The sequence below is a fragment of the Gallibacterium faecale genome, assembly GCF_027920745.1.
GTDB classification, from domain to species: Bacteria; Pseudomonadota; Gammaproteobacteria; order Enterobacterales; family Pasteurellaceae; genus Gallibacterium; species Gallibacterium faecale.
Genome location: NZ_JAQIBB010000061.1, coordinates 1 through 26,447, shown reverse-complemented (window position 1 = coordinate 26,447; position 26,447 = coordinate 1). Strand labels below are relative to the sequence as shown.

Sequence of the window (26,447 nt, the reverse complement as noted above, 5' to 3'; positions counted from 1 at the left end):
ATTAAATCTATTGCAGTATTATTGAAACCAATTATTTAGTTTCGCTTTTTAACTCTTCTGCTTTTTCAGATACTGCTTTTGATGCTTCTTCTACTTTACTTGCTGCTGCATCTTTTGCTTCAGTAGCAGCCTCTTTTGCTTGTTCTACTTTTTCAGCTGTCGCTTCTTTTGCAGCGTCAATTTTCTCTGCTGCAGCATCTTTCATTTCAGTAGCCGCTTGTTTTGCTTGTTCTACTTTTTCAGCTGTTGCTTCTTTTGCTGCCTCAACTTTTTCTGCTGCTGCATCTTTCACTTCGGCAGCCGCTTGTTTTGCTTGTTCTACTTTTTCAGCTGTCGCTTCTTTTGCCATTTCAACTTTTTCTGCTGCTGCATCTTTCACTTCGGCAGCCGCTTGTTTTGCTTGTTCTACTTTTTCAGTTGTTGCTTCTTTTGCAGCGTCAACTTTCTCTGCTGCCGCATCTTTCATTTCAGCAGCCGCTTGTTTTGCTTGTTCTACTTTTTCAGCTGTTGCTTCTTTTGCAGCGTCAACTTTCGCTGCTGCAGTATCCTTTACTTCTGTTGCAGCATTGGTTACTGTTTCTTTAGTTTCTTTATCGAAACATCCCGTCACTACCAACGATGCAGTTAAAACTAAAGTAGCTAATAATGTCTTTTTCATTGTGACTCTCCTTATTTTTATATCCTAAACAACTAATTTAGTTTATTAGCGTTCAATATAATATTTAAAAACAATCCTATTTCTTTTCTGAGAAATAGGCCTTTCATTAAGACGATAGATCAATAATAACTATTCATCAATCGTTCTTAATAACTCGTTGATCCCAACTTTTCCACGAGTTTTGGCATCAACTTTTTTCACGATAACAGCACAGTATAAACTATGAGATCCGTCTTTACTTGGTAAACTACCAGAAACAACAACAGATCCTGCTGGTACACGACCATAGTGAATTTCACCTGTTTCACGATCATAAATTTTGGTACTTTGACCAATAAATACGCCCATAGAAATGACTGAACCTTCTTCAACAATAACACCTTCAACAATTTCTGAACGAGCACCGATAAAACAGTTATCTTCAATAATGGTTGGATTTGCTTGTAATGGTTCTAACACCCCACCAATACCTACGCCACCAGAAAGGTGCACATTCTTACCAATTTGCGCACAAGAGCCAACTGTTGCCCAAGTATCTACCATTGTACCTTCATCAACATAGGCACCAATATTCACATAAGATGGCATCAATACTGTATTTTTTGCAATAAATGCACCTTGGCGTACTGCTGCTGGAGGAACAACACGGAAACCTTCTTGTTTAAAACGTGCTTCATCATAATTCGCAAATTTCATTGGTACTTTGTCATAATATTTGGTTTCGCAACTTTCCATAACCTGGTTATCATTAATACGGAAAGAAAGTAATACCGCTTTTTTCAACCATTGATTTACGATCCATTCACCATTTACTTTCTCTGCAACTCGGCGCTTACCGCTATCAAGATCAAGAATAACTTGTTCAATTGCTGCTTTGGTTTCAGCATCAACTGTTGTTGGTGTAATTTCTGCACGTCTTTCAAATGCATCTTCAATAATTTGTTGTAAGTTTGACATGGTCTTCCCTAAATTAAACACTCAAAAAGAACCATAGTTTTATCATATTTTGCCAATAAGAAAAAGTCAGAGCACGAAATAAACGCCGTTTTATCGTGCAATTCTTTAGATTTTCTCAATAAAAAAAGGACTGCTATTGCAGCCCTGGATCACTAATTTAATGCTTTTAAGATATTATCAACACTCTCTTTTGCATCACCAAATAACATTTGGGTATTTTCTTTAAAGAAGAGCGGATTTTGTACACCAGCATATCCTGTATTCATTGAGCGTTTAAACACAACAACATTTTGTGCTTTCCACACTTCTAATACTGGCATACCAGCGATTGGGCTGCTTGGATCATCCTGCGCCGCTGGGTTCACTGTATCATTTGCTCCGATAACGAGTACCACATCTGTATCGGCGAAATCATCATTAATTTCATCCATTTCTAATACAATGTCATAAGGTACTTTCGCTTCCGCTAATAATACATTCATATGGCCTGGTAAACGCCCCGCCACTGGGTGAATACCAAAACGCACTTGAACACCTTTCTCACGTAATTTTTGAGTGATATCCGCAACGGGATATTGTGCTTGAGCTACTGCCATACCATATCCTGGAGTAATGATTACAGAGCTTGCATTTTTCAACATTTCAGCCACTTCTTCTGCTTTAACTTCACGGTATTCACCTTGTTCTTCATCGCTCTTCGCCACGACATCGTTACCAAAACCACCAGCAATTACGCTAATAAAAGAACGATTCATCGCACGACACATAATATAAGAAAGAATTGCACCAGAAGAACCTACCAAAGCACCAGTAACAATTAATAGGTCATTACTTAACATGAAACCTGCTGCGGCAGCTGCCCATCCAGAATAAGAGTTCAACATAGAAACTACAACTGGCATATCTGCACCCCCAATAGATGCCACTAAATGCCAGCCAAATACTAACGCAATAATTGTCATCAATACTAATGGGAACAATGCTGGTGAACCTAAGAAAACTAGCATTAATACAAACGATACAACTAATGCCAATAAATTCAATTTATGACGGTGTGGTAGCATCAACGCTTTTGAGTTGATAATGCCACGTAATTTACCAAATGCCACAATAGAACCTGTAAAGGTCACCGCACCGATAAATACGCCTAAAAAGACTTCTACATTATGAATGTTGGCTAAGGTTGGATCAGTGACTTCATGTGAAAGATAACTATTGAAGCCAACTAACACCGCAGCTAAACCAACAAAGCTATGTAGTAATGCCACTAATTCTGGCATCTCTGTCATTTCTACTTTGAGCGCTTTACGAATACCTAAAATTGCACCAATCACCATTGCAATGATGATCCAAATTTGTCCATGAGTATGCGGACCAAATACGGTAGTAAAGAGAGCGATTGCCATACCCACAATACCGTACCAACAACCCGCTTTAGCAGTTTCATGTTTAGATAAGCCTGCTAAACTCATGATGAATAACACCGCAGCAATAATATAGGCGGCATGAACAAAACTTTCAGACATGATCTACTCCTTAACCTTTTTTGAACATCGCTAACATCCGTTGAGTCACTTTGAAGCCCCCAAAGATGTTAATACTTGCGACTAAAATAGCGATAAATGCTAGAACACTCACAATAAAGTGACCATGTCCTATTTGTAATAATGCACCTACAATAATAATCCCTGAGATCGCATTAGTTACCGCCATTAAAGGCGTATGTAGCGCATGACTAACGTTCCAAACTACGTAATAACCAACTACGCAAGAGAGAACGAATACCGTAAAGTGAGATAAGAATGCTGCTGGAGCAACAGACGCTATACACATATAAAGAACAATCGCTGTAGCAATTAATCCATATTTACGGACAGGATTTGCTTTAACTTCTTCTTTTTGTTCTTCTTTTACTGCTGCTTTTGGTTTTTGAGGTTGTGCTGAAACCTTAATAGGTGGGGCTGGCCAAGTAACTTCGCCATCACGAATTACGGTAACGCCACGTTGTACAACATCCTCAAAATCAATATTGATCGTACCATCTTTTTCTTTACACAATAATTTAAGTAAATTCACTAAGTTAGTACCATACAATTGTGAAGATTGTGTTGGTAAACGACTTGGTAGATCAGTATAACCAATAATTTTGACTTGATTATCTGTAATCACAACTTCATCAGCTTTAGATAATTCACAGTTACCACCTGTTGCAGCAGCCAAATCAACAATGACGCTACCCGGCTTCATTGAAGCAACCATCTCTTTAGTAATTAAACGCGGTGCTGGTTTACCCGGAATTAATGCTGTTGTGATAATGATATCGACTTCTTTTGCTTGCTCAGCATAAAGTGCTAAAGCGCGACGGTTAAACTCTTCTGACATCACTTTTGCATAACCATCTCCGCTACCACCTTCCTCTTGATAATTAATCTCTAAGAAAGACGCCCCCATACTTTCAACTTGTTCTTTTACTTCTGGACGAGAGTCAAACGCTCTAACAATTGCCCCTAAGCTATTCGCTGCACCAATTGCTGCTAACCCAGCAACCCCAGCACCAATAACTAACACTTTTGCAGGTGGCACTTTACCCGCAGCAGTAATTTGTCCAGTAAAAAAGCTGCCAAATTCATGTGCAGCTTCAACAACGGCACGATAACCAGCAATATTTGCCATTGAACTTAACGCATCTAATGATTGTGCACGAGAAATTCTTGGTACCGCATCCATTGCCAATACATTAATTTTCTTAGCCGAAAGTTTTTGCATCAGTTCTGGGTTTTGTGCTGGCCAAATGAAGCTAATTAGCGTTGCACCTTCTTTAATCTGATTAATTTCTTCATCCGTTGGTGGATTTACTTTTAAAATGACATCTGCTTGCCATACTTGATCAGCTTGCCCAATCTTTGCTCCCGCTTCCGCAAAAGCATGATCTTCAAAACTTGCTCGAAAGCCAGCATTTTGCTCAATAATGACATCAAAACCGAGTTTCTTAATTTGTTGCACGGTTTTTGGCGTTGCCGCCACACGACATTCCTTATCGAGCATTTCTCTAGGTACACCAATTAGCATAATTATTCCTTAAAATCAGCTCGTTGTTCATTGAGATAAACTGTTATCCCGCCATATAAAATAGATAAGCTCTCTATTAATAAATAATGAGCTTAATCAGATTAACTCTACCATTAAATTTATTAAAAAGAAGATCTTTTTTGCTGAAAATTCAAATAAAATTAATCTGTTAAATGGTTGTAAAAACTTAGTTAAGAGATTCTATTACAAAACTAAATTACGAGTAGCAAAATGTGTAAAATCCTTTTTTCATGCAATACAACGTCCCTATGTAAATAATTGTAATTTCTATTTAATTGAGAATTGTTTTTATTTATATTTAGCGCATAACATTTTGATAATCACTCCAACACTTTAGCCTCTTCCCCCACAAAAGAGGCTTTTTTTTATCTCAAATCCAGCAATTTCCTGCGATTAGCTTTCCATTTAATGAATAATCCTTATAATGGATGAGTTTTGTATTTGACTAATGTAGGAACTAATTATGAGTGATATAAATCAAGTACTCGCCGAGTTAAAACGAGGCGTAGATGAAATTCTTTCCGAAGAAGATCTTATTGAAAAACTTAAAGAAAAACGTCCACTAAAAATTAAACTTGGTGCCGATCCAACTGCACCAGATATTCATCTTGGTCACACTGTTGTATTAAATAAATTACGCCAATTCCAACAACTTGGCCATGAAGTTTATTTCTTGATTGGTGATTTCACCGGTATGGTTGGCGATCCATCAGGTAAAAATAGCACTCGCCCACCATTAACCCGAGAAGATGTTTTACGTAATGCAGAAACCTATAAACAACAAATCTATAAAATTTTAGATCCAGAAAAAACCCACGTGGTCTTCAACTCTTCTTGGTTAGGTGAGCTTGGTACTGAGGGAATGATTCGTTTAGCTTCTCAATATACTGTTGCACGTATGTTAGAACGCGATGACTTCAAAAAACGCTTTGCTAACCATCAATCTATTGCTATTCATGAATTTATTTATCCTTTACTACAAGGATACGACTCTGTTGCGTTAGAAGCCGATGTTGAGTTAGGGGGAACAGACCAAAAATTTAACCTGTTAGTTGGTCGAGAATTACAAAAAGCACGTGGACAAAAACCACAAGTAGCAATGACATTACCATTATTAGAAGGTCTTGATGGTGAGAAAAAAATGTCAAAATCATTAGGCAATTATATTGGTATCTCTGAATCTCCTGACGATATGTTCGGAAAAGTGATGTCAATTTCTGATGAACTAATGTGGCGTTGGTATGATCTACTTTCTTTCCGTTCCCTAGATGAAATCGCACAATTAAAACAAGATGTCGCTAATGGCCGTAATCCACGTGATGTTAAAATTTTATTAGCTAAAGAATTAATTGAACGTTTCCACGATAAATCAGCAGCAGATGCAGCGGAACAAACTTTTATTGAACGTTTCCAAAAAGGTGCGATGCCAGATGAAATGCCTGAATTCACTTTCACAGGTGAAATGCCTATCGCTAACCTATTAAAAGAAGCAGATTTAGTTGCCTCAACATCAGAAGCATTGCGTATGATTAAACAAGGTGGCGTAAAAATTGATGGTGAAAAAGTAGAAGATAGCAAACTCGTTATTTCTGCCTCTACCGCAGTTTATCAAGTAGGTAAACGTAAATTTGCCAAAGTGACAATAAAATAATTTTTTACTCTATTAAGAAAACTACTCGCTGTTTGAAATGATATCTACTTTTGTTCAGCCGTAAATACAGCATAACGATAATATCTGTTATTTCAAATTAGCGAGTAAATAGCGTAAAATACTCACCTATTTGAGTTCATTATAGAAAGAGTCTTGTATAAGGCTCTTATTTATTTAACCACACAATTCAATCACAAAGTTATTTTATGACAACGCAAGCATTCTTAGAAGAAGTCAATAAACGCAGAACATTTGCGATTATTTCTCACCCGGATGCCGGGAAAACAACGATTACTGAAAAAGTTTTACTTTACGGACAAGCAATCAAAACAGCTGGTACGGTGAAAGGGCGCGGTTCTAATCAACACGCAAAATCTGACTGGATGGAAATGGAAAAACAACGTGGAATTTCGATTACTACCTCTGTAATGCAATTCCCTTATAACGATTGTTTAGTCAATTTATTAGATACTCCGGGACACGAAGACTTCTCAGAAGATACTTATCGTACATTAACCGCAGTGGATAGCTGTTTAATGGTGATTGATGCGGCAAAAGGGGTTGAGGAACGTACCATCAAATTAATGGAAGTTACTCGCTTACGTGATACTCCGATTCTCACTTTTATGAATAAACTCGACCGTGATATTCGTGATCCGATGGAGTTACTTGATGAAGTAGAAAATGTATTAAATATTCATTGTGCTCCAATTACTTGGCCAATTGGTTGTGGAAAACTCTTTAAAGGCGTATATCACCTTTATAAAGACGAAACCTATTTGTATCAAACAGGGCAAGGCCACACTATCCAAGAAGTTCGCATCATTAAAGGTTTGAATAATCCAGAATTAGATCAAGCTGTTGGTGATGATTTGGCACAACAACTTCGTGATGAACTAGAACTCATTCAAGGTGCAAGTAATGAATTTGATCTTGATGCTTTTCTTAAAGGTGAATTAACCCCAGTATTCTTTGGTACTGCATTAGGTAACTTTGGTGTTGATCATATGTTAGATGGGCTTACTGAATGGGCACCCGCACCACAACCTCGTCAAACTGATGTTCGCCCAGTCGCAGCAACTGAAGAAAATTTCTCTGGATTTGTATTTAAAATTCAAGCAAATATGGATCCAAAACACCGTGACCGTGTTGCTTTTATGCGAATCGTTTCAGGAAAATATGAAAAAGGAATGAAACTACGTCATATCCGTATCGGAAAAGACGTTATTATTTCTGATGCCTTAACCTTTATGGCGGGTGATCGCAGTCATGTTGAAGAGAGCTTTGCTGGTGATATCATTGGATTACATAACCATGGCACTATCCAAATTGGGGATACCTTTACTCAAGGTGAAGATCTTAAATTTACTGGGATTCCAAACTTTGCACCTGAACTATTCCGCCGTATCCGTCTTAAAGATCCACTTAAACAAAAACAATTACTGAAAGGTTTAGTACAGCTTTCTGAAGAGGGTGCAGTACAAGTATTCCGACCATTAGCAAACAATGATCTGATTGTGGGTGCCGTCGGTATTCTACAATTTGATGTAGTGGTATCTCGCTTAAAAACAGAATATAACGTAGAAGCAATTTACGAAACCGTTAATGTTGCAACAGCTCGTTGGGTGGAATGTGCTGATGCGAAAAAATTCGAGGAATTTAAGCGTAAAAATGAACAAAATCTTGCCCTTGATGGTGGCGATAATCTTACTTATATCGCACCAACTATGGTCAATTTAAACCTTACTCAAGAACGTTATCCAGACGTTGTCTTCTTTAAAACCAGAGAGCACTAACTCTCCTATTTTTCATGGCGTTTTTCAAATAAAACGCCATGAAATAATTACTCTCTCAACTTCTGACTTAGATCATAAAATTTACCAATAATGTAACAAATTTAACATTTGTTATTGTTCTTATGTTTTCCGCTCGCTACAATACACGGCAGTTTTTTCATGAATTCATCACAAATTTGTTAAATTTTTATATAAGGATAAGTGCAATGACGCCTAAAATTCTGATTGTCGAAGACGAAGCAGTTACGCGTAATACGCTTAAAGATATTTTTGAAGCAGAAGGTTATCGTGTATTTGAAGCCGTTGATGGCGCACAAATGCACCAACAACTTGCCGCCCAAAAAATCAATCTCGTGATTATGGACATTAATCTTCCAGGTAAAAATGGATTATTACTTGCTCGTGAGTTACGTGAGCAAAACAATATCGCATTAATGTTCTTGACTGGTCGTGATAATGAAGTTGACCGTATTCTAGGATTAGAGATCGGTGCAGATGACTATATTACTAAACCGTTTAACCCACGTGAATTAACCATCCGTACTCGTAATTTATTACAACGTACTATGATGGACAAAAATTCAAATAATCATAAACATATTGAAAAATACCAATTCAATGGTTGGACGTTAGATATCAATAGTCGTACATTAATTAACCCTGAAGGTGTGGCACAAAAATTACCACGCAGCGAATTCCGTGCAATGCTACATTTCTGCGAAAATCCAGGAAAAATCCAAACTCGTGACGATTTATTAAAGAAAATGACTGGTAGAGATTTAAAACCAAATGATCGTACCGTTGATGTCACTATTCGCCGTATTCGTAAACACTTTGAAGATCATCCTGATACACCGGAAATTATTGCAACCATTCATGGTGAAGGTTATCGTTTCTGTGGTGATTTAGAATCTATTTAATCAACTCAAATCCATAAAAAAATAGCACCTCAATGGTGCTATTTTTTCTTCTGCTTAATCTCTCAACTTATGATCTCAATAGCTGTAAATACGCATTACGATTGTCATCAGTAAAAATTTCACGTTTATCATTTAACACAAAACCATTAAGCTTTTCAGCTAATGTTTCTGCCGCACGACATAACATTCTAAAGTTAGCAATATCATTACCTGGTGATGGTAAACGCATAAATAGCGTTAATCCAATCGTTGCAAAATTATCAAAATTATTTGGATCAAATGTACCTGGTTGAACCATATTCGCAACACTGAAAATAATCGGACTACTTGCAATAGTGACATCTAAATGACGATGGTAAATATTATATTCACCAAATAAGAAGCCTAACTCTTCTAATACTTGATTAATATGTGTTCCATAGAATTGACGATTTTCAGGAGCAACAACATACAACATAATAAATTCAGGTTTCTTCTGGCTTTGCTCCACTGTTTCCACAGCGGCAGATTCCACGCCAGCTTGTTTCACTTCCACTTTAGATTCTGGTTCAGACTCTACATAGCGTTCTATGGTTGGTTGTTGAGCTTGTGCTCGCATCTCTACTTCTGATGTTACTGCCGCTTGATTAGCTTCCACTGACGGCGTTGCTGTCTGAGTAACAGCAGGTTCAACAGTATGAGTTGCTACCGTAGCTGTTGGCGAATTTGGCAATGTAATTTTGATATTTTCTACACGTCGTTCCACTGTTGTAGAAATATCTTCTTCTAATGGTAAATGGGTTTGATAAGGTTCTTCTGGTTCAATACGATGCTGCTGTGGCATTTCTCTCGCCATATTATTTTGTGAATAACCATATTGTGCTTGTTGAGTATAGTGTTCTGCTGATGCTTGCGGTGGATACTCTGGAGTTTGTTGCTGATACATACCTTGTTGTTGCGGTGGGTATCCTTGTGCTTGGGTTTCAAAATGGTGATTTTGTTGATGAGGAGAACGAATTTGTTGACGTTCAAATTGCTGTGCTGACTTTTCAAATTGTGCTTTTTCACGACGACTCGACCAAAATCCATGCCCAATTAAGATACCTAATGCAAGTACGCCAAGCAGAATTAATATTTGTTGTAAATCCATTGTCATTCACCCATTTTTTTATAGCTATCATGTTGAATATTTTAGCGTAAACGGCTAATAGCTTACCATATTTTTTCTGGATTGTTTTCGAAAAACCTACATAGACATTTAGGAAAGTAAAAGATAAGATCTTTTGGCTTTGATCTAGAGAGAAAAATATGAAAGTTGGATTAGTGTTAGAAGGCGGTGCCATGCGTGGTCTTTACACCGCAGGCGTGTTAGATATCTTTCTTGAAGAAAATATTAAAGTCGATGGTATTGTCGGCGTATCCGCAGGTGTCTTATTTGGCGTCAATTACCCATCAAAACAGAAAGGGCGTGTATTACGTTATAACTTAAACTATCTCAATGATAAACGTTATATCAGTTTGCATAGCCTATTTACTACCGGCAATATCGTGAATAAAGAGTTTGCTTTTTACGATCTTCCTATCAATATTGATCCTTTTGATGAACAAACCTTTATTAATTCCGGCGTTGATTTTTATGCCACATTGACCAATGTTGATACGGGAGAGGCAGAATACTTCAAATTAAAACATCTATTTGCTGAAATGGAAGTGCTACGTGCGACATCTGCCATGCCATTTGTGTCTAAAATAGTTGAAGTAAACGGTAAACGTTATCTTGATGGCGGGATTGCTGATAGTATTCCTCTCGAAAAATGCCGCCAACTAGGTTACGACAAAATTATCGTGATCTTAACGCGTCCATTAGAATATCGTAAGAAACCCGTTCATCCTTGTCTTTTTAAGGCATTCTATTGGCGATATCCAAAATTAGTCGAAAAATTGAGTCACCGCTATTTAGATTATAATCGTAAAGTGGAACAAATTATCGAAGCAGATAAGCGTCAAGAAATTTTTGTAATCCGTCCGTCGCAAACACTACCGATTAAACGTATTGAGAAAGATCGACAAAAAATTCAAGCGATGTACGATTTAGGTATTGCTGATGCAAAACAGATTTTACCTGAATTAAAGCAATATTTATCATCAATCTAAAAAGGAGAAAACAGTGAGTTACACTGATATTAAACAAGGCTGGCACTATTTTGTTCTTGGTTGGCATTTAATTAGCAAAAAAGGCTTAAAACGTTTTGTAGTGATGCCAATTCTTTTAAATATCGTGCTACTTAGTTTTGTATTCTGGTTATTAATGCAGCAAATTGGTGACCTTACCGACTGGATCATTTCTTTTGTTCCCGATTGGTTAAGTTGGTTGCACTATCTATTAACCTCGTTAGCGGTTGTGATGATCTTACTCGTCTATTATTTTATTTTTATGACGTTAGCTGGATTTATTGCTGCACCATTCAATGGGCTGCTTGCAGAAAAAGTAGAATTACTACTCAGTGGCAAAACTGCCGATTCAGGTGGCATTTTTGATTTTGTCAAAGATCTACCAAGAATGTTTAAACGTGAATGGCAAAAACTCTGGTATAGCCTACCTAGAATGGTAATTCTCTTCTTACTTGGTTTCATTCCTGTGTTAGGACAAACCTTAATTCCAGTAATGTTATTCTTATTTACCGCATGGCTACAAGCGATCCAATATTGTGATTACCCTTTCGACAATCACAAAATTAGTTTCCCTATTATGCAGAAACAGCTTGCACAACGCCGCTTATTAAACCTCACTTTCGGGGCATTAGTAGCAAGTTGTACCTTTATTCCATTGCTTAACTTTATTGTGATGCCAGTTGCTGTTTGTGGTGCAACAGCAATGTGGGTTGAGAAATACTCTCATAACAATTCATAAAGTTATTTTGATGCCGAAATTTCTTCAGCATCATTACTAATATTTTTCTAATTATTGTATAGGTTTCGCCCTAAAGGGCGACCTCCTTTTCTTTATGCGTATAAAGAAAAGGAGGCAAAAGACAACGCAAAGCGTTGAATGTTGCTGAAAGCAACAGCCCGAAGGGTGAGCGAAGCGAATAAACACGCCCTCGCACACTTGCTACTCCTCATTGCAATAAGATTTTCCGGGCGGCAAAAAACAGAGATTTTTCTCACTATGTTCGAAAAATGATCACTTTTCTTGCCTAAAAATCTTATTTCCATTCGGGCAAGTGTGAGAGGGTACCGATTAAACATTTATCGATATCAGTAATAAAATTTAGTTCTATCCATCATCTAAGCCAAATTCCTTTAAATATAAATTATTTCATCTGCAATTTTTTCATTTATTTTTTCATAAAAAAATATTCATTTTGTGATCTGTGTTACAACATTTAATTAACAAAAAAATTGCTTATTTATTAACTTTTATGTAAGTTGTTAATACTTTAGGCGATTCGTTAAGCAGTGCATCGCTCTTACCACTCACTAAGGAGAAGGTGCTTATGCAGCAATTAGATTCAATCTTAAAAGAAAACCGTATTTTCCCACCTAGCGATCAATTCCGCCAACAAGCCAATATCGGTAATAATGAACAATATCAACAACTTTGGGATTTTGCTGATCAAGATTATTTAAACTATTGGGCTGATCTAGCGAGAGAGTTAATTAGCTGGAAAAAACCATTTATGACAATTTTTGATGGCAGTAATGCTCCTTTCTACAAATGGTTTATTGATGGAAAATTAAACGCTTCTTATAACTGTCTAGATCGCCATTTACCTGATAAATCTGATAAAGTCGCGCTCATTTTTGAATCCGATTTTGGACAAGTAAATACCTTTACCTATCAACAATTACATAATCGTGTCTGCCGTTTTGCTAATGCCTTACGTGAACAAGGTGTCAAAAAAGGCGATCGCATTGTTATCTATATGCCAATGATTGTAGAAGCAGTGATTGCAATGCAAGCGTGTGCCAGAATTGGTGCAATTCATTCTGTGGTATTTGGTGGCTTCTCTGCCAGTGCATTGCGGGATCGGATTGAAGATGCCGAAGCGAAAATGGTTATCACCGCTAATGGTGGTTTACGTGGCGGTAAAATCATCCCATTGAAAGAAACCGTAGATAGTGCGTTAGAAATGGGGTGTGAAACCATTGAAAAAGTGATCGTTTACTATCGGTTAAATATTGATACACCTTGGAAAGTAGGACGTGATCTTTGGTGGCACGAACTATCAAAAAATCAGCCTGCCTTCTGTGAACCAGAATGGATGGATGCAGAAGATCCGCTCTTTATCCTCTACACTTCAGGCTCTACTGGCAAACCGAAAGGAATTGTACATAGTACCGCTGGTTATTTATTAGGTGCACTCAATACTTTCCGTAATATCTTTGATAATAAACCTGATGATGTCTATTGGTGTAGTGCAGATGTGGGTTGGATTACAGGTCACTCTTATGTCTGTTATGGACCATTAGCCAATGGTGCGACCCAAGTTATTTATGAAGGCGTACCAAGTTATCCAGATGCTGGACGTATTTGGCGGATCATTCAACGCCACAAAGTCAATGTCTTTTATACTTCCCCAACATTAGTCCGCTCCTTAACACGTTTTGGTGATCATATTCCACAAAAATATGATCTCTCCTCATTACGTTTACTCGGCAGTGTCGGTGAACCAATTAACCCTTCGGCATGGATGTGGCTCTATGATGTGATTGGTCAAGGCCGATGTCCGATTGTTGATACTTGGTGGCAAACTGAAACAGGTTCGATTATGTTATCTCCGCTACCAGGGATTACCGCATTAAAACCGGGATCTTGTACCCTACCACAACCTGGTATTATGGCAGATGTTGTTGATGAAACTGGACAAAAAATTACCGATTGCAGTGGTGGGATTTTAGTCATCAAACGTCCATTCCCATCTATGCTACGTACAATCTGGAATGACGATAAACGTTATCAAAAAACCTATTTCCCAGAAGAGTTAGGCGGAAAATATTATGTTGCCGGGGACTCGGCTCACCGCGATGAAGATGGTTATTTCTGGATTCTCGGTCGTACCGATGATGTTCTTAACGTTTCTGGTCACCGTTTAGGGACAATGGAAATTGAATCAGCACTTGTCGCAAATGAAAAAGTTGCAGAAGCTGCTGTGGTTGGTAAACCGGATGAAATCAAAGGTGAGGCTATTGTTGCCTTTGTGGTATTAAATCGAGCCATTCCAGATGACAATGAAGCCAAACAGGTAGCAGAAGAACTTAAACAATGGGTGGCACAAGAAATTGGTAAGATTGCCCGTCCAGAAGATATTCGCTTTGCTGACAATTTACCAAAAACCCGTTCTGGTAAAATTATGCGCCGTTTATTACGTTCGATTGCTAAAGATGAAATGATCACTCAGGATATTTCAACCTTAGAAAATCCACAAATTATTGGCCAATTACAACGTCAAATCTTATAACCGATTATCACTCACACTCCAACAACCTCTTTTTTTGTTGGAGTGTTTTTTTATTCATAATTCTTGCGTTTCCTACGGCTGAAATTCCATCCAGTTATAAAATATAGCGAATAAGCATTGTTCATCTTTTTAGCTTGGGAGTAATCTATCTCCCATATTAATTAATGAACACATCATTAGGAGAAATTATGACTATTTATGCAGATAACACATTAAGTATTGGACATACCCCACTCGTACGCTTACAACATTTTGGCCAAAACGGTAACCTTGTGGTGAAAGTAGAAGGAAGAAACCCAAGCTTTAGCGTAAAATGCCGTATTGGTGCAAATATGGTTTGGCAAGCAGAAAAAGATGGGATTCTTACTAAAGATAAAGAAATCATTGATGCTACCAGCGGTAATACCGGAATTGCATTAGCATACGTTGCCGCGGCAAGAGGCTATAAAATTACAATCACTATGCCTGAAACCATGAGTAACGAACGTAAAAAACTATTAAAAAGCCTTGGTGTAAACTTAATCCTTACTGAAGGTGCTAAGGGAATGAAAGGGGCGATTGCCAAAGCCGAAGAAATTTTAAATTCAGACCCGAATCGTTACGTAATGCTAAAACAATTTGAAAACCCAGCTAACCCAGCAATTCACCGTCAAACCACAGGTCCTGAAATCTGGAATGATAGTGAAGGTAAAATTGATGTTTTAGTTGCTGGTGTGGGTACTGGCGGTACTATTACTGGTATTTCTCAATACATCAAATTGGATCAAAAGAAAAATATCGTATCTGTTGCCGTTGAACCAGAAGAATCCCCAATTATTACCCAATACCTTGCTGGCGAAGAATTAAAACCAGGTCCACATAAAATTCAAGGAATTGGTGCAGGCTTTATTCCTAAAAACCTCGATCTTTCATTAATTGATCGCGTGGAAAAAGTAGATAGTGATACTGCAATTAAGACTGCTCGCCTCTTACTTGAAAAAGAAGGTTTATTAGTTGGTATCTCTTCTGGTGCTGCGGTTGCTGCTGCGGATCGCATTGCAAAACTACCAGAATTTAAAGATAAATTAATTGTTGCTATTCTGCCATCTGCGGCAGAACGCTACCTCAGTACTGCATTATTCGCAGATATTGAGATTTAATTTCTCTTTCTCCTGTGTGTAAATCAAACGCTTATCTTACTGTTGTGGGATAAGCGTTATCTTTTTAAAAATTAAAACTCTGTAACACCGTTAACGGATAACGTTTTCCTGCTAAATAATCTGACACCGATTGCCAGACTAACGGATTACGTGCAGCATTTCCCTCTTGTTGAATATAGTGTTGAAACTCCTCTACTGTAAGCCATAATGCACCACTAATATCACTATCATGTGGTTGTGGCTCAACACACTCATCTAATTCAACAATAAACACAAAACGAAAATAATCTTTTCCTGAACGAGGTGCGTGCCACTGATAAACACCCAATAATGCCTGCATATCCGCAACAATCCCCGTTTCTTCAAATAATTCTCTTTTTGCACCTTCCAACAAGGTTTCATTTTCTTCTAAATGACCTGCTGGCTGATTGAGCGTCATCTTGCCATATTCAAATTCCTCAACAAATAAAAATTTATCTTGGCAATGTACGACACAAGCCATAGTAATACGTGGATTTAGCATCCTCCCTGCCCTCCTATATCTTCAATTTTAAACGATCCAGCAATACCCGCTTTTCATCATCATTTAACTGATAATAACTTCCTAATGTTAAACAAGGAAAATCAAATAAATGAAATCCCGCCACCGCAACCCGCACCAACCGCAGCGTTGGGAAACCAATATGTGCAGTCATTCTGCGTACTTGTCGATTACGCCCTTCATGAATGGAAATTTCTAACCAACTGGTTGGAATATTTTTCCGCTCTCGAATTGGTGGATCACGTTGCCATAATTGTTGTGGCTCATCAATCAATCTTACTTTAGCTGGCAATGTCTTACCATCATTCAGCTCTACCCCAATCCGTAACTTTTCTAAATCCTCTTCGTTTGGCACTCCCTCTACTTGCGCCCAATAGGTTTTCATCAATTTAAATTTCGGCGTGGTTAAACGATGCTGAATTTCACCATGATTTGTTAGCAGCAGTAACCCCTCACTATCTCGATCTAAACGCCCACAAGGATACACCTCTGCAATAGGCACAAAATCCTTTAACGTTTTCCGCCCAGTTTCATCACTAAACTGGCTTAAAACATCATAAGGTTTGTTTAATAAAATCACCTTGGTTTCTGAAAATGTTAGTAACGGTTTAGGCTTAACCACTCGTTGGCGTGGCTTACGTGCTGTTTGGTTAAAGTTTCTCATTAAATTATTAAAAGAATGTTAAAAATGTGATGTAGATACCTGTTCTGAATAGGTATTTATTTTATACTAAAACTACTTTGATTGCTGATTATCACTTACTTTGTTAATGATAAATTTCTTAGAAAAATCAGTACTCAATCAAATTCTTTTTTCCTTTATTTTATTATTTTCTTATTGAAGGACAACTCATGCAAACTCAGATTAAAAAACCAACTCACGGTGAAGCTATCCAACTTAATGCAAATGGACAATTAATTGTGCCTGATCAGCCAATTATTCCATTTATTGAAGGTGATGGTATCGGAGTTGATGTCACGCCAGCGATGCAGAAAGTGATTGATGCCGCAGTCGCTAAAGCTTACGCAGGTAAACGTAAAATCCACTGGATGGAAATTTACGCAGGTGGCAAAGCAAATCAAGTTTATGGTGAAAATACCTGGTTACCAGACGAAACCATTGCAGCAATTCGTCAATATCACGTTGCCATTAAAGGCCCATTAATGACTCCCGTGGGCGGAGGAATTCGTTCACTCAATGTCGCAATGCGTCAAGGCTTAGATCTTTATAACTGCTTACGTCCTATCCGTTATTATGAAGGGACACCAAGCCCAGTAAAACATCCTGAATTAATTAATATGGTAATCTTCCGTGAAAACTCCGAAGATATCTATGCTGGGATCGAATGGGTCGCTGGCTCGGATGAAGCAAAAAAAGTAATTCAATTTCTACAACAACAAATGGGCGTAAGCAAAATTCGCTTTACCGAAGATTGCGGAATTGGGGTAAAACCAGTATCTAAACAAGGTACACAACGCTTAGTTCGTGCCGCATTACAATATGTAATTGATAATAATCGTGACTCACTGACCCTAGTACATAAAGGAAACATTATGAAATTTACCGAAGGGGCGTTTAAAGAGTGGGGTTATCAAGTAGCTACTGAATTTGGCGCAACCTTAATTGATCAAGGCCCTTGGATGAAATTAACCAATCCAAAAACAGGTAAACAAATTATCATTAAAGACTGTATCGCCGACGCCTTCCTCCAAGAAATCTTACTCCACCCAACCGATTATGATGTCATTGCTACCCTAAATTTAAATGGCGACTATATTTCTGACGCATTAGCCGCACAGGTTGGCGGAATCGGTATTTCTCCGGGCGCAAATATCGGTACAGATTCAGCTATTTTTGAAGCGACTCACGGCACGGCACCAAAAATCGCAGGCAAAAATATCGGTAATCCAGGATCATTAATTTTAAGTGGCGAAATGATGTTACGTCATTTAGGTTGGTTTGAAGCAGCTGATTTAGTTGTGAGTGCGGTATCCAAAACTATCGCTAATAAAACTGTAACAGCTGATTTTGCTGATATGATGGAAGGTGCAACATTACGTTCTACCAGCGAATTTGCTGAGGATATTGTTAGTAATATGTAATTGCTTAAATATCACCCAATAAAAAAATGGTTTAAAGACTTATATAAGAACTTTAAACCATTTTTATCAATTATGTTTTCTATCTCTTTTTACATCCCGACCACTACACAATCAACGCCTTTTGAACTTAGCGTTGATTTTGCACTTGATGCTGCGTTATAACTTTCTAGAGGTCCAATAAATACACGAGTCCAATCTGATGAACTCTTAGTAAATGCGTTAAAACCACTGATCACTAACCGACCTTGTAAGGTTTCTGCCTGTGTTTTATTTTTAAATGCACCACATTGTAAACCATACTTACGTCCACCTTTATCACTACTCTTTTTACTTTCGCTATCCGATTTTGCTTCAGTAACGATTGTCTTATTTGTTGTTGTCGCTGTTGTTGCTGGTTTAGTTACCTTCTCAGGGCTATTTTTTGTCGTTGTTGCTTGAGTTTGAGCAGCTTTTGCTTGAGCCAATTTTTCTTGTTCTTCTGCTTTAATTCGAGCTTGTTCCTCTGCTTTTTGTTTCGCTTGTTCTGCTAATTTATCTTGTTCTAGTTGTAATAAAATCTTTTTCTGTTCTTCCGTCAATTGTACATTTTTTGCTACTGAAGACACATTATCATCAACTGGAACTTCTCTTGTTTCTAACTGTTTGATATAACTCCATACTTCTTCAGGACGACTTGGTAATGTACTCTTCTTCGTAGTCGGTAAAGTATCTGTTGTTGCTGTAATCTCTTTATTTACTGGAGAGTTTTCTTTTAAAAAGAACAAACCAATTACAAACACTGCAATAATCGCTAAAATTAAGGCTAATAATATTTTTTTTCTACCATTGCTTTTTTGTTGTCTTCTTCTAGAGGGTGCGCCTCTTGAAACATAATCACGTTGAACCACAACTTTTTCCTAACTATTTTTAATTGATAAAACAATAAAACGGGCGCTAATTTTACTGAAATTTTAACCCATTAACCACCACTATTAACCGAAATCATAAGGATCAATATCTAAGGATAACCTAATATTAGTAGGGAATTTAATACTTGCTAATAAGTTTTCTACTACAAATAACAACTGATGTAAAACACTTCGTTGCTGATGTTGTAATAAAAGATACCAACGATAACGCCCCGCTTTTTTCTCTACTAATGCAGGTAATGGTCCAATAAGCTGACAAGGTAACTGCTGTTCTTGCATTATTCTATAAAGTTGATCCGCTAATTGTTGTAATGCCTGTTTAACCTTATCTTCATCTCTACCAGTTGCTTTCACAATTGCTTGATAATGATAGGGCGGTAATTGAAATTGATAACGTTGTTGTAAAGCTTGTCGGCTAAATTCTGTATAACCTTCAGAAATTAAAGTTTTAAACAATGGGTGATCAGGATAATGCGTTTGTAGCAATACCAGCCCGGCTTTTTCACCGCGTCCTGTTCTACCAGCCACTTGTACATATAATTGCGCTAAACGCTCTTCTGCACGAAAGTCCGCAGAAAATAACGCACTATCAATATTGATTAACCCGACCAATCCAACATTCGGGAAATGATGTCCTTTTGCTAACATTTGAGTGCCAATCAAGATTTGTCGTTTTCCTTGCGAAATTTCTTGTAAATAGCGTTCTAACACCCCTTTTCTTACTGTGCTATCACGATCTAGGCGAACCACTTGATAATCTGGAAATTTTTGTTGCAAGATGGTTTCTAATTGTTCCGTCCCTATACCTGTTGTTAATAAATTTGTTGAACCACAATGAGAACACTGAAACGGAATTGGCTTCTGAGCACCACAATGATGGCACTGCAAAATATGACGGAATTGATGATAAGTATAAGGTTTATCACAATGACTGCATAACTCTACCGTCCCACAATCATGGCACAAATAAACTGGTGCAAAACCGCGCCGATTAAGAAACAGTAATACCTGTTCACCCTGATCTAATACTCTTTTCATTTGCCGTAATAGCGTGATGGAAAGACCATTCTCTAAAGGTTGTGTTTTTAAATCCACTACCATCTGATTGTTTGCAATCTGATTATTCGCTCGATATCGTAATAAAATTAGATGATATTTTTTCCTAGCTACATTATTCAGGCTTTCTAAACTTGGTGTCGCACTACCTAAAATAATCGGGATCTTATGCTGATTTGCTCGATATACCGCCAAATCACGGGCATGATAACGCCAGCCCTCTTGCTGTTTAAAAGATTGATCATGCTCTTCATCTAATACAATTAAGCCTAAATTATAAAACTGGGTAAAAATGGCAGAACGGGTGCCAATCACAATCACCACTTTATTTTGTTTTGCTGCCTGCCAAGCTTGCAACCTTTCCGTATCATTCATATTTGAATGCATCACAGCTATGGGTACATTAAAACGTAAATTAAAACGTCGAATCGTTTGTGGTGTTAAACCAATTTCTGGAACTAAAACTAATATTTGCTGTCCTTTTTTCAGGATCTCTTCCATTACTTGCAGATAAACTTCCGTTTTACCTGATCCGGTTACACCTTGTAATAACCAAACATGAAACCCTTCACATAGGCTGATTTGACTAACAGCTAATGCTTGTTCTTTATTTAAGGTTAGTTTATTTTTTGTCTGGACTAATTGTTCAGGCTGAAGTATCTCACACCATTCCGGTGTGTTCTCCTCAACTTCAACTACTTCAATATAACCGCTTTCTAATAAACTTTTTTTCACTCCATGAGAAAAAATATCACTTTGTTTTTCTAAATATTGCTGCTGTTGCAAAAACTGTAACATCTCAGCTTGACGTGGTTTTCTCGTTAATTCCCCAGTAGTAACAGCTTGTTGCCCTAAAGAGGTTAATTGATAAAAAGCAGAACGTTTTGTAGTTAAGGTCTCTCCCTTCCGCAATTTAACTGGAAGAGCTGAAAAAAGAACTTCACCAATCGGATGATGATAATAATCTCTTGCCCATAGTAATAACTGCCAGATTTTATGATCAAAAATCGGATCTTTATCTAATACTTTTAAAATTTCTTTTAACTGTTCTACATCACTATTTGTTGGGAACTCTGTCACTATAGCAATACGTTTTTGCGTACCAAAAGGGACTAATACCCTTGCTCCAATAGATACTTCTACCCCCTCTGGCAATAAGTAATCAAATTGATTTCTCAACGAAATATCTAACGCAACTCGAACTATCTTCATTATTGACCTTACATCTACACACATCCGATTTATTATAGAGAATTTTCTCTTTTTCCTCTAACCACCAAGCAATTTTTATCAATACTCCTGCTTTTTATATTGAAATTTTTAAGCAACTCCTATATCATTCAGTCTCCTTTTTACTGTCGCCTCTTGGCGATATTTTTTTGTAAAAATATGTGCGGTGTTGGTTCAAAGGAGATCAATAGCGGCACATGAAAATTTGAGGTTATTATGAAACAAGGTATTCATCCAGAATATAAAGAAATTACAGCAACCTGTTCTTGCGGTAATGTGATCAAAACTCGTTCTACTGTAGGTCATGATATCAGCTTAGACGTATGTGCAAAATGCCACCCATTCTATACTGGTAAACAACGTGTTGTTGATACTGGTGGTCGTGTTGAACGCTTCAACAAACGTTTCAGCATTCCAAGTTCAAAATAAGAACAAGAAAAAACCTACCGAATTTGGTAGGTTTTTTGTTATCTCCAATTTATTTCCAGAATTGCCACCAAGATTTACTTTCTTCGGCTGTTTCTGATTTTGGTTGTTCAACTTTTTGCACTTCAGCTTGTGCCAACTCCGGCGAATAGTCGAAACTTTCTACTGTTTTTTGTTGATTAAAATGTACTACTAATTTTTTCTCTACTGGATCTTCATGTCCTTTTTGGATTCTTTGTACATAGACCCAATTTGATTGATTAAATGGATCAACTAATAATGGCGTACCAAGCAAATACTGCACTTGTTCTTGTGTCATTCCTTTTTGTAATTTTTCTACTGTTGTCGCATCAAGATAATTTCCTTGTGGTACATCAATACGGTAAACCAACTTACCTACTGGCGTAGAACACGCAGAAATACCGAATGCAAAAAGCGATGACAACAAAACAATTCTTAATTTCATAATAGTTAGCCTTCTTAATAATTGTTAACTCAAAATGATAATACCTAAACTTAGGTGAAATGCCAATTTAATATTTATTCCGCTGTAATTGGTCACGCAAGTTTGCAGGTAATCCTTTTATCAATAGGGTATCCTGTGCCTCATCCCATACAATCCGTTCGCCTAATAAAGCAGCATCAAAAGTTAGCGTTACTCCACGCCCTGAACCTGCAAACTTCTCTAACTTTTTCAACGTTGCTGGCAATGGCGGAATATTCTCTTCGAGTTCATACGCTTCTGCTTGGGCAAACTCTACAAATGAACGTCCATTGAGTGGCGCCATTTCTGCTGATAAAGCAACAACATCAATTTCCTCACCTTCATCAGCTCTCGCCTTACAATAAGCTAACGCTTGCTGTTTAACTTCTTTTGCCTTTTCTGGCTCAACTTCTGTCTGATGGCAATAATCTTGTACCGCTTGAACCAAAATCTGATTTTGGACTTTTGGATTTAACCCTTCTTCTGCACCTAAAAAATCCATAAAGAAATCGCCCACCTTGCGTCCAATACGCCCTTTTAGAAAGGTAAGGTAGCGGTTAGATTGTGCATCAACATTTAACTCAGTTAAATTAATGCGAGCAATAATATCGCACTTACTTAAATCCAAATATTGAGTACCATGAACATCTAATTGTTCATCAACCAACAAGCTAGTACGGCTATCAATTAACCCTAACAACAGATAATCTGTCGCTAAAAAATTATATTGACTGACAATAAATGTTCCGCCTGTTGCAAAACTATATTTGCTAATCTCTTGTGCAAGAAGCTGGGTTGCTTGCTGACTAAAGGTAAGAAAATCCCACTCTTTTTCTAAGTATCGATTCAGCATTTGTGCAAATTTGGAATCAGCATTAAACACAGCATATGTTTTATTCTTACCTTGATAATGCTGATGTAATTCCAACATTAGTTGTTGTACTAATTCATTTGCTGGGAGGGTTTGACCACGTAACTTGGTTTCGAGTTCCATTGTTTCTGCATCTTGTGTTAATTTTCTTTGTAACTGATGCAGAATGATCTGTTCAACGTTTATACTCATAATAATATCTATATACTGCCTTTGCTAAAATATTCGCCATTATAGGAGATTTTCCCAATTATTTTTAGCCGATTTTGCCAAAAAATCTGTTATGATAACCGCCACATTTGTTTGATAAAAAATTTTTGTATGGCGGCACATTCTAAATATTCCAATAAAGAAATTGAAGCTTTAATGAATGAAATGATTAGTACCTTAGAAAAACATCAAGCACCCATTGATTTATCGCTAATTGTTTTAGGTGATATGGTAAGTAATTTATTACTCAGTAGTGTGAAAGAATCTCAACGTTTACCTTTAGCTAAAGCATTTTCTCAAGCTTTATTAAATTCATTAGAAATAGCCCATAAAAAACATTGATTGGCATTCAATAATGTTAAAACTGCATTACACCCAACAAGATCGAGAAGAACTCTCACGTAAAATTTCGTGGGGGCATTGGTTTGCTTTTTTTAACATTATTATTTCATTTATTATTGGCTCTCGTTATGCCTTTTTATCTGATTGGCCGGATACCTTATTAGGTAAAATCTACTTTTTTATTAGCATCATTGGTCATTTTAGCTTTATTGTCTTTGCTATTTATCTGCTAATTATTTTTCCTTTAAGTTTCTTAATTAAAAACCATCGAACATTTCGCGGTATCACTGTGATTATCGCGACGCTGTGCACCACTATTTTATTGGTGGACAGTGAAATTTATAAACGGTTTTATATTCATCTCACTTCAATGGTCTGGGATTTAGTGATTAATCCAGAAAATGGTGAGCTTGCGCGAGATTGGCAATTATTCTTTGCGCCTATGCCAATTATCTTATTATTACAGATGTTATTTTCCCGCTGGTCATGGCAAAAATTTCGTAGTCTAGCCCGTCAAAAATGGATTCGCCCTGTTTCTTATAGTTTCCTGTTAGCATTTATTGCCATGCATTTAATTTATGCTTGGGCAGATGCAACGTTTTATCGTCCAATTACCGCACAACGTTCTAATCTCCCGCTTTCATACCCAATGACTGCAAGAAAATTCTTAGAAAAAAATGGTCTACTTGATGCGGAAAGTTATCAACAAACCTTAACGACTACGGGGCGTGCCGATGCACGTTATTTAGATTATCCAAAACGAGCAATGACTTATGCTCAAATTGAAAATAAACCTAATATTCTGTTGATTAATATTTCTGGCTTACGTACTAATGCGATTTCAGAAACAACAACACCTGCGTTATCTCAATTCGCACAGCAATCCCTAAATTTTCAACAAAATTACAGTAGCAGCAATCAATCGCAAGAAGGGTTAGTTGGGTTATTTTATGGCTTACCAGGTAACTATCTTGATAGTATTCTCTTTAGTAAAACGCAACCTGTTTTATTACAACATTTACGACAATTAGATTATCAAGTACAAGCTCAACTAACACAAAAAGAAGCTCAACCGCTCTTTTCTATTTTATTTGAGAAAAAAGAAAGACAATATAACCCAAATAATGTTACGACATTTAAACAATGGCAAGACTGGTATGCAAAGCAAGATTCCTCATTAGCTCAACCTTGGTTTAGTTTTATTGATGTTTCTCTTACGCAACTTACCCCAGCAACAAACAAGCAAAAACAGAGTGATTCCGCTATTTCTATCTATCAATATTCGCAAAACCTCTTACAAGTGGATCAAGCATTCGCACAGTTACTAGATACTCTAAAACAACATCAACAGTATGAAAATACCATTATTATTGTTACTGCGGATAATGGTTTTAGTGAAGATGATAATGAAGCTGATTTTTCTCCTGATAAAATTCATGTGCCATTACTTGTGCACTGGCAGGCACAACAAATACAACAATCTTCACATCTAACTAGTAATTTAGATATTGCGCCAACTTTGCTAAAACAGCTATTTAAAGCAGAAAACCCAATTAACGATTTTGCGCTTGGTAATAATCTCTTTTCTGACGAATCTTACCAAGACAAATGGACATTAAGTGCTAATTCTCGTTGGATAGTCATTATTGACAAAGATGGCGTACAGTACCAAATTGATAAGCACGGTAACTACAAAAAATTTAATGCAGAGTATCAACAACAAAACTCTACCCGCCCACCACTAGGATTATTCTTAGCTGGATTTAGCGAGATACGTGCATTTATTGAGCATTAGTGATACTTATTCTTTAATCAATCTCGGAAAGATAAAATAAGTTGCAATATAGCCCTTTTTTGATTTTCTGATAAGGTTGAAATTAAACTTATTAATGTTTCATCAAAAATATCAACTTTATCTCCCTCTCTAATACCATATCTTAACCATTCTGGTTTAACATTTAACCATTTTGATAATGTTTGAATTTTATCAGGAGCGGGGATAGCTAAGCCGTTTAACCATTTATAAACTGCTTGCTGTGTGATAGGTTCATTCGGATGGAGAAGATTAAATTTTATCGCTATTTCACTATTCTTCAATAAGTTAGGATACTTTACTGAAATAGCAATCTTTAATCTCTCACTAAATTTTTCTTTTTCACTAGGTATTTTCATATAAAGAATTATCACCTATTAGAAAAAACTCTTGTAAACCAATATAGTTTAAATATAAACCATATTGGTTTAAGAAAATAAATTATGTATCGTATCTTAAACAATATTATTTTTTTATTTTCAAATAGGAGCTTATATGAAACTAAACAAATTACTTGTTGCTATAATGGTAATTGCATCAACAGTACTAGTTGGATGTGCAGAATTAAAAACTGAACTACAAGGTATTGGGCAATCAGCAAAAGATACTGCTGTATCAAGAGCAAAAATGGAAGCAAATAGAAAAGTATCTGAAGCAACAGGAAAAGCTTTTGGATCTACATACTAAAATATGGAGTAATGGACAAAATGGAGGCTACAATCATAAAACAGCCTCCTAATGGACATTTTGGAGGCTAAAAGTCATTTTTACTCATCAAATAATCCTGAATAAACTTTATCTTACGTTCCTT

24 protein-coding genes are annotated in these 26,447 nt (G+C 36.9%); 12 read left to right on the top strand and 12 right to left on the bottom strand.

From position 1 onward, the window contains the following. Positions 1-31 precede the first annotated feature (31 nt). The 4 genes from PF272_RS06765 to pntA all read right to left on the bottom strand — a co-directional run bounded on the left by PF272_RS06765 (position 32) and on the right by pntA (position 4,684). Positions 32-658, bottom strand: coding sequence for a hypothetical protein (locus PF272_RS06765; protein ID WP_271142160.1), 627 nt, complete (start codon positions 656-658; stop codon positions 32-34). 129 nt (positions 659-787) lie between these two features. Continuing rightward, positions 788-1,615: a 2,3,4,5-tetrahydropyridine-2,6-dicarboxylate N-succinyltransferase gene (gene dapD / locus PF272_RS06760; protein WP_065234506.1), complete on the bottom strand. Its 828-nt coding sequence runs from the start codon at positions 1,613-1,615 to the stop codon at positions 788-790. 152 nt (positions 1,616-1,767) lie between these two features. After that, the gene (pntB, locus tag PF272_RS06755; protein ID WP_065234507.1) at positions 1,768-3,141 is read right to left on the bottom strand and encodes a Re/Si-specific NAD(P)(+) transhydrogenase subunit beta; all 1,374 of its coding nucleotides are present in this window, start codon (positions 3,139-3,141) and stop codon (positions 1,768-1,770) included. Between the two features lie 10 nt (positions 3,142-3,151). After that, complete coding sequence (gene pntA / locus PF272_RS06750) at positions 3,152-4,684, bottom strand: Re/Si-specific NAD(P)(+) transhydrogenase subunit alpha (protein ID WP_271142159.1); 1,533 nt, start codon at positions 4,682-4,684, stop codon at positions 3,152-3,154. Positions 4,685-5,168: 484 nt separating this feature from the next. On the opposite strand from pntA, the gene tyrS reads away from it, so the two are divergent. From tyrS to arcA, 3 genes are all read left to right on the top strand, one after another. Continuing rightward, positions 5,169-6,356 (top strand): tyrosine--tRNA ligase, encoded by a 1,188-nt coding sequence (gene tyrS, locus PF272_RS06745; protein ID WP_271142158.1) that lies wholly within the window; start codon positions 5,169-5,171, stop codon positions 6,354-6,356. 206 nt (positions 6,357-6,562) lie between these two features. Then, on the top strand, positions 6,563-8,152 hold the full coding sequence (gene prfC, locus PF272_RS06740; RefSeq protein ID WP_065234510.1) for a peptide chain release factor 3: 1,590 nt from the start codon (positions 6,563-6,565) through the stop codon (positions 8,150-8,152). Between the two features lie 206 nt (positions 8,153-8,358). Then, entirely contained in the window at positions 8,359-9,072 is a 714-nt protein-coding gene (arcA, locus tag PF272_RS06735) for a two-component system response regulator ArcA (protein WP_065234511.1), read from the top strand. Between the two features lie 67 nt (positions 9,073-9,139). On the opposite strand, the gene zipA is transcribed toward arcA, so the two are convergent. Further along, positions 9,140-10,201, bottom strand: coding sequence for a cell division protein ZipA (gene zipA, locus PF272_RS06730; protein WP_271142157.1), 1,062 nt, complete (start codon positions 10,199-10,201; stop codon positions 9,140-9,142). Between the two features lie 158 nt (positions 10,202-10,359). Between zipA and PF272_RS06725 the strand changes: the two genes are divergently transcribed. The 4 genes from PF272_RS06725 (at position 10,360) to cysK (ending at position 15,652) form a co-directional block, all read left to right on the top strand. Further along, a complete protein-coding gene (locus tag PF272_RS06725; RefSeq protein ID WP_065235321.1) occupies positions 10,360-11,205 on the top strand; it encodes a patatin-like phospholipase family protein in 846 nt (281 codons plus the stop codon). Between the two features lie 13 nt (positions 11,206-11,218). Then, positions 11,219-11,962, top strand: coding sequence for a sulfate transporter CysZ (cysZ, locus tag PF272_RS06720; protein ID WP_271142156.1), 744 nt, complete (start codon positions 11,219-11,221; stop codon positions 11,960-11,962). A 586-nt stretch (positions 11,963-12,548) separates the two neighbouring features. Further along, positions 12,549-14,513 (top strand): acetate--CoA ligase, encoded by a 1,965-nt coding sequence (acs, locus tag PF272_RS06715; protein WP_271142155.1) that lies wholly within the window; start codon positions 12,549-12,551, stop codon positions 14,511-14,513. A 188-nt stretch (positions 14,514-14,701) separates the two neighbouring features. Beyond that, positions 14,702-15,652: a cysteine synthase A gene (cysK, locus tag PF272_RS06710; protein WP_065235324.1), complete on the top strand. Its 951-nt coding sequence runs from the start codon at positions 14,702-14,704 to the stop codon at positions 15,650-15,652. A 64-nt stretch (positions 15,653-15,716) separates the two neighbouring features. On the opposite strand, the gene PF272_RS06705 is transcribed toward cysK, so the two are convergent. Both PF272_RS06705 and PF272_RS06700 read right to left on the bottom strand, forming a co-directional pair. After that, complete coding sequence (locus tag PF272_RS06705) at positions 15,717-16,175, bottom strand: NUDIX hydrolase (RefSeq protein ID WP_271142154.1); 459 nt, start codon at positions 16,173-16,175, stop codon at positions 15,717-15,719. Positions 16,176-16,188: 13 nt separating this feature from the next. Next, positions 16,189-16,857, bottom strand: a complete 669-nt coding sequence (locus PF272_RS06700; RefSeq protein WP_271142153.1) for an rRNA large subunit pseudouridine synthase E — start codon at positions 16,855-16,857, stop codon at positions 16,189-16,191. 188 nt (positions 16,858-17,045) lie between these two features. On the opposite strand from PF272_RS06700, the gene icd reads away from it, so the two are divergent. Continuing rightward, positions 17,046-18,296: an NADP-dependent isocitrate dehydrogenase gene (icd, locus tag PF272_RS06695; protein WP_271142152.1), complete on the top strand. Its 1,251-nt coding sequence runs from the start codon at positions 17,046-17,048 to the stop codon at positions 18,294-18,296. A gap of 89 nt (positions 18,297-18,385) precedes the next feature. Here the strand turns inward: icd and ftsN are convergent, their stop codons facing one another. Continuing rightward, entirely contained in the window at positions 18,386-19,183 is a 798-nt protein-coding gene (ftsN, locus tag PF272_RS06690) for a cell division protein FtsN (protein ID WP_271142151.1), read from the bottom strand. A gap of 84 nt (positions 19,184-19,267) precedes the next feature. Next, the gene (gene priA, locus PF272_RS06685) at positions 19,268-21,472 is read right to left on the bottom strand and encodes a primosomal protein N' (protein WP_271142150.1); all 2,205 of its coding nucleotides are present in this window, start codon (positions 21,470-21,472) and stop codon (positions 19,268-19,270) included. Positions 21,473-21,706: 234 nt separating this feature from the next. Here priA and rpmE point away from each other — a divergent pair, with 234 nt between their 5' ends. Then, on the top strand, positions 21,707-21,919 hold the full coding sequence (gene rpmE / locus PF272_RS06680; protein WP_065235376.1) for a 50S ribosomal protein L31: 213 nt from the start codon (positions 21,707-21,709) through the stop codon (positions 21,917-21,919). A gap of 49 nt (positions 21,920-21,968) precedes the next feature. Here the strand turns inward: rpmE and bamE are convergent, their stop codons facing one another. Both bamE and yejK read right to left on the bottom strand, forming a co-directional pair. Continuing rightward, positions 21,969-22,382, bottom strand: coding sequence for an outer membrane protein assembly factor BamE (gene bamE, locus PF272_RS06675; RefSeq protein ID WP_065235377.1), 414 nt, complete (start codon positions 22,380-22,382; stop codon positions 21,969-21,971). A 67-nt stretch (positions 22,383-22,449) separates the two neighbouring features. Next, a complete protein-coding gene (yejK, locus tag PF272_RS06670) occupies positions 22,450-23,463 on the bottom strand; it encodes a nucleoid-associated protein YejK (protein ID WP_065237212.1) in 1,014 nt (337 codons plus the stop codon). A 129-nt stretch (positions 23,464-23,592) separates the two neighbouring features. On the opposite strand from yejK, the gene PF272_RS06665 reads away from it, so the two are divergent. Both PF272_RS06665 and PF272_RS06660 read left to right on the top strand, forming a co-directional pair. Further along, positions 23,593-23,823 carry a YejL family protein gene (locus tag PF272_RS06665; RefSeq protein WP_065237213.1) on the top strand — a complete coding sequence of 77 codons (231 nt, stop codon included), beginning with the start codon at positions 23,593-23,595 and terminating at the stop codon, positions 23,821-23,823. A gap of 13 nt (positions 23,824-23,836) precedes the next feature. Beyond that, complete coding sequence (locus PF272_RS06660) at positions 23,837-25,618, top strand: DUF3413 domain-containing protein (protein WP_271142149.1); 1,782 nt, start codon at positions 23,837-23,839, stop codon at positions 25,616-25,618. Between the two features lie 17 nt (positions 25,619-25,635). Here the strand turns inward: PF272_RS06660 and PF272_RS06655 are convergent, their stop codons facing one another. Beyond that, positions 25,636-25,995: a helix-turn-helix domain-containing protein gene (locus tag PF272_RS06655; RefSeq protein ID WP_065235381.1), complete on the bottom strand. Its 360-nt coding sequence runs from the start codon at positions 25,993-25,995 to the stop codon at positions 25,636-25,638. Between the two features lie 136 nt (positions 25,996-26,131). Between PF272_RS06655 and PF272_RS06650 the strand changes: the two genes are divergently transcribed. Beyond that, positions 26,132-26,323 carry a hypothetical protein gene (locus tag PF272_RS06650; RefSeq protein WP_271142148.1) on the top strand — a complete coding sequence of 64 codons (192 nt, stop codon included), beginning with the start codon at positions 26,132-26,134 and terminating at the stop codon, positions 26,321-26,323. The last annotated feature ends 124 nt before the right edge of the window (positions 26,324-26,447 follow it).

Bases quoted from the DNA above. Each gene is read 5' to 3' on its own strand.
- PF272_RS06765 (WP_271142160.1), bottom strand. From the start codon at position 658: ATGAAAAAGACATTATTAGCTACTTTAGTTTTAACTGCATCGTTGGTA.
- dapD (WP_065234506.1), bottom strand. From the start codon at position 1,615: ATGTCAAACTTACAACAAATTATTGAAGATGCATTTGAAAGACGTGCA.
- pntB (WP_065234507.1), bottom strand. From the start codon at position 3,141: ATGTCTGAAAGTTTTGTTCATGCCGCCTATATTATTGCTGCGGTGTTA.
- pntA (WP_271142159.1), bottom strand. From the start codon at position 4,684: ATGCTAATTGGTGTACCTAGAGAAATGCTCGATAAGGAATGTCGTGTG.
- tyrS (WP_271142158.1), top strand. From the start codon at position 5,169: ATGAGTGATATAAATCAAGTACTCGCCGAGTTAAAACGAGGCGTAGAT.
- prfC (WP_065234510.1), top strand. From the start codon at position 6,563: ATGACAACGCAAGCATTCTTAGAAGAAGTCAATAAACGCAGAACATTT.
- arcA (WP_065234511.1), top strand. From the start codon at position 8,359: ATGACGCCTAAAATTCTGATTGTCGAAGACGAAGCAGTTACGCGTAAT.
- zipA (WP_271142157.1), bottom strand. From the start codon at position 10,201: ATGGATTTACAACAAATATTAATTCTGCTTGGCGTACTTGCATTAGGT.
- PF272_RS06725 (WP_065235321.1), top strand. From the start codon at position 10,360: ATGAAAGTTGGATTAGTGTTAGAAGGCGGTGCCATGCGTGGTCTTTAC.
- acs (WP_271142155.1), top strand. From the start codon at position 12,549: ATGCAGCAATTAGATTCAATCTTAAAAGAAAACCGTATTTTCCCACCT.
- cysK (WP_065235324.1), top strand. From the start codon at position 14,702: ATGACTATTTATGCAGATAACACATTAAGTATTGGACATACCCCACTC.
- PF272_RS06705 (WP_271142154.1), bottom strand. From the start codon at position 16,175: ATGCTAAATCCACGTATTACTATGGCTTGTGTCGTACATTGCCAAGAT.
- PF272_RS06700 (WP_271142153.1), bottom strand. From the start codon at position 16,857: ATGAGAAACTTTAACCAAACAGCACGTAAGCCACGCCAACGAGTGGTT.
- icd (WP_271142152.1), top strand. From the start codon at position 17,046: ATGCAAACTCAGATTAAAAAACCAACTCACGGTGAAGCTATCCAACTT.
- priA (WP_271142150.1), bottom strand. From the start codon at position 21,472: ATGAAGATAGTTCGAGTTGCGTTAGATATTTCGTTGAGAAATCAATTT.
- rpmE (WP_065235376.1), top strand. From the start codon at position 21,707: ATGAAACAAGGTATTCATCCAGAATATAAAGAAATTACAGCAACCTGT.
- bamE (WP_065235377.1), bottom strand. From the start codon at position 22,382: ATGAAATTAAGAATTGTTTTGTTGTCATCGCTTTTTGCATTCGGTATT.
- yejK (WP_065237212.1), bottom strand. From the start codon at position 23,463: ATGAGTATAAACGTTGAACAGATCATTCTGCATCAGTTACAAAGAAAA.
- PF272_RS06665 (WP_065237213.1), top strand. From the start codon at position 23,593: ATGGCGGCACATTCTAAATATTCCAATAAAGAAATTGAAGCTTTAATG.
- PF272_RS06660 (WP_271142149.1), top strand. From the start codon at position 23,837: ATGTTAAAACTGCATTACACCCAACAAGATCGAGAAGAACTCTCACGT.
- PF272_RS06655 (WP_065235381.1), bottom strand. From the start codon at position 25,995: ATGAAAATACCTAGTGAAAAAGAAAAATTTAGTGAGAGATTAAAGATT.
- PF272_RS06650 (WP_271142148.1), top strand. From the start codon at position 26,132: ATGAAACTAAACAAATTACTTGTTGCTATAATGGTAATTGCATCAACA.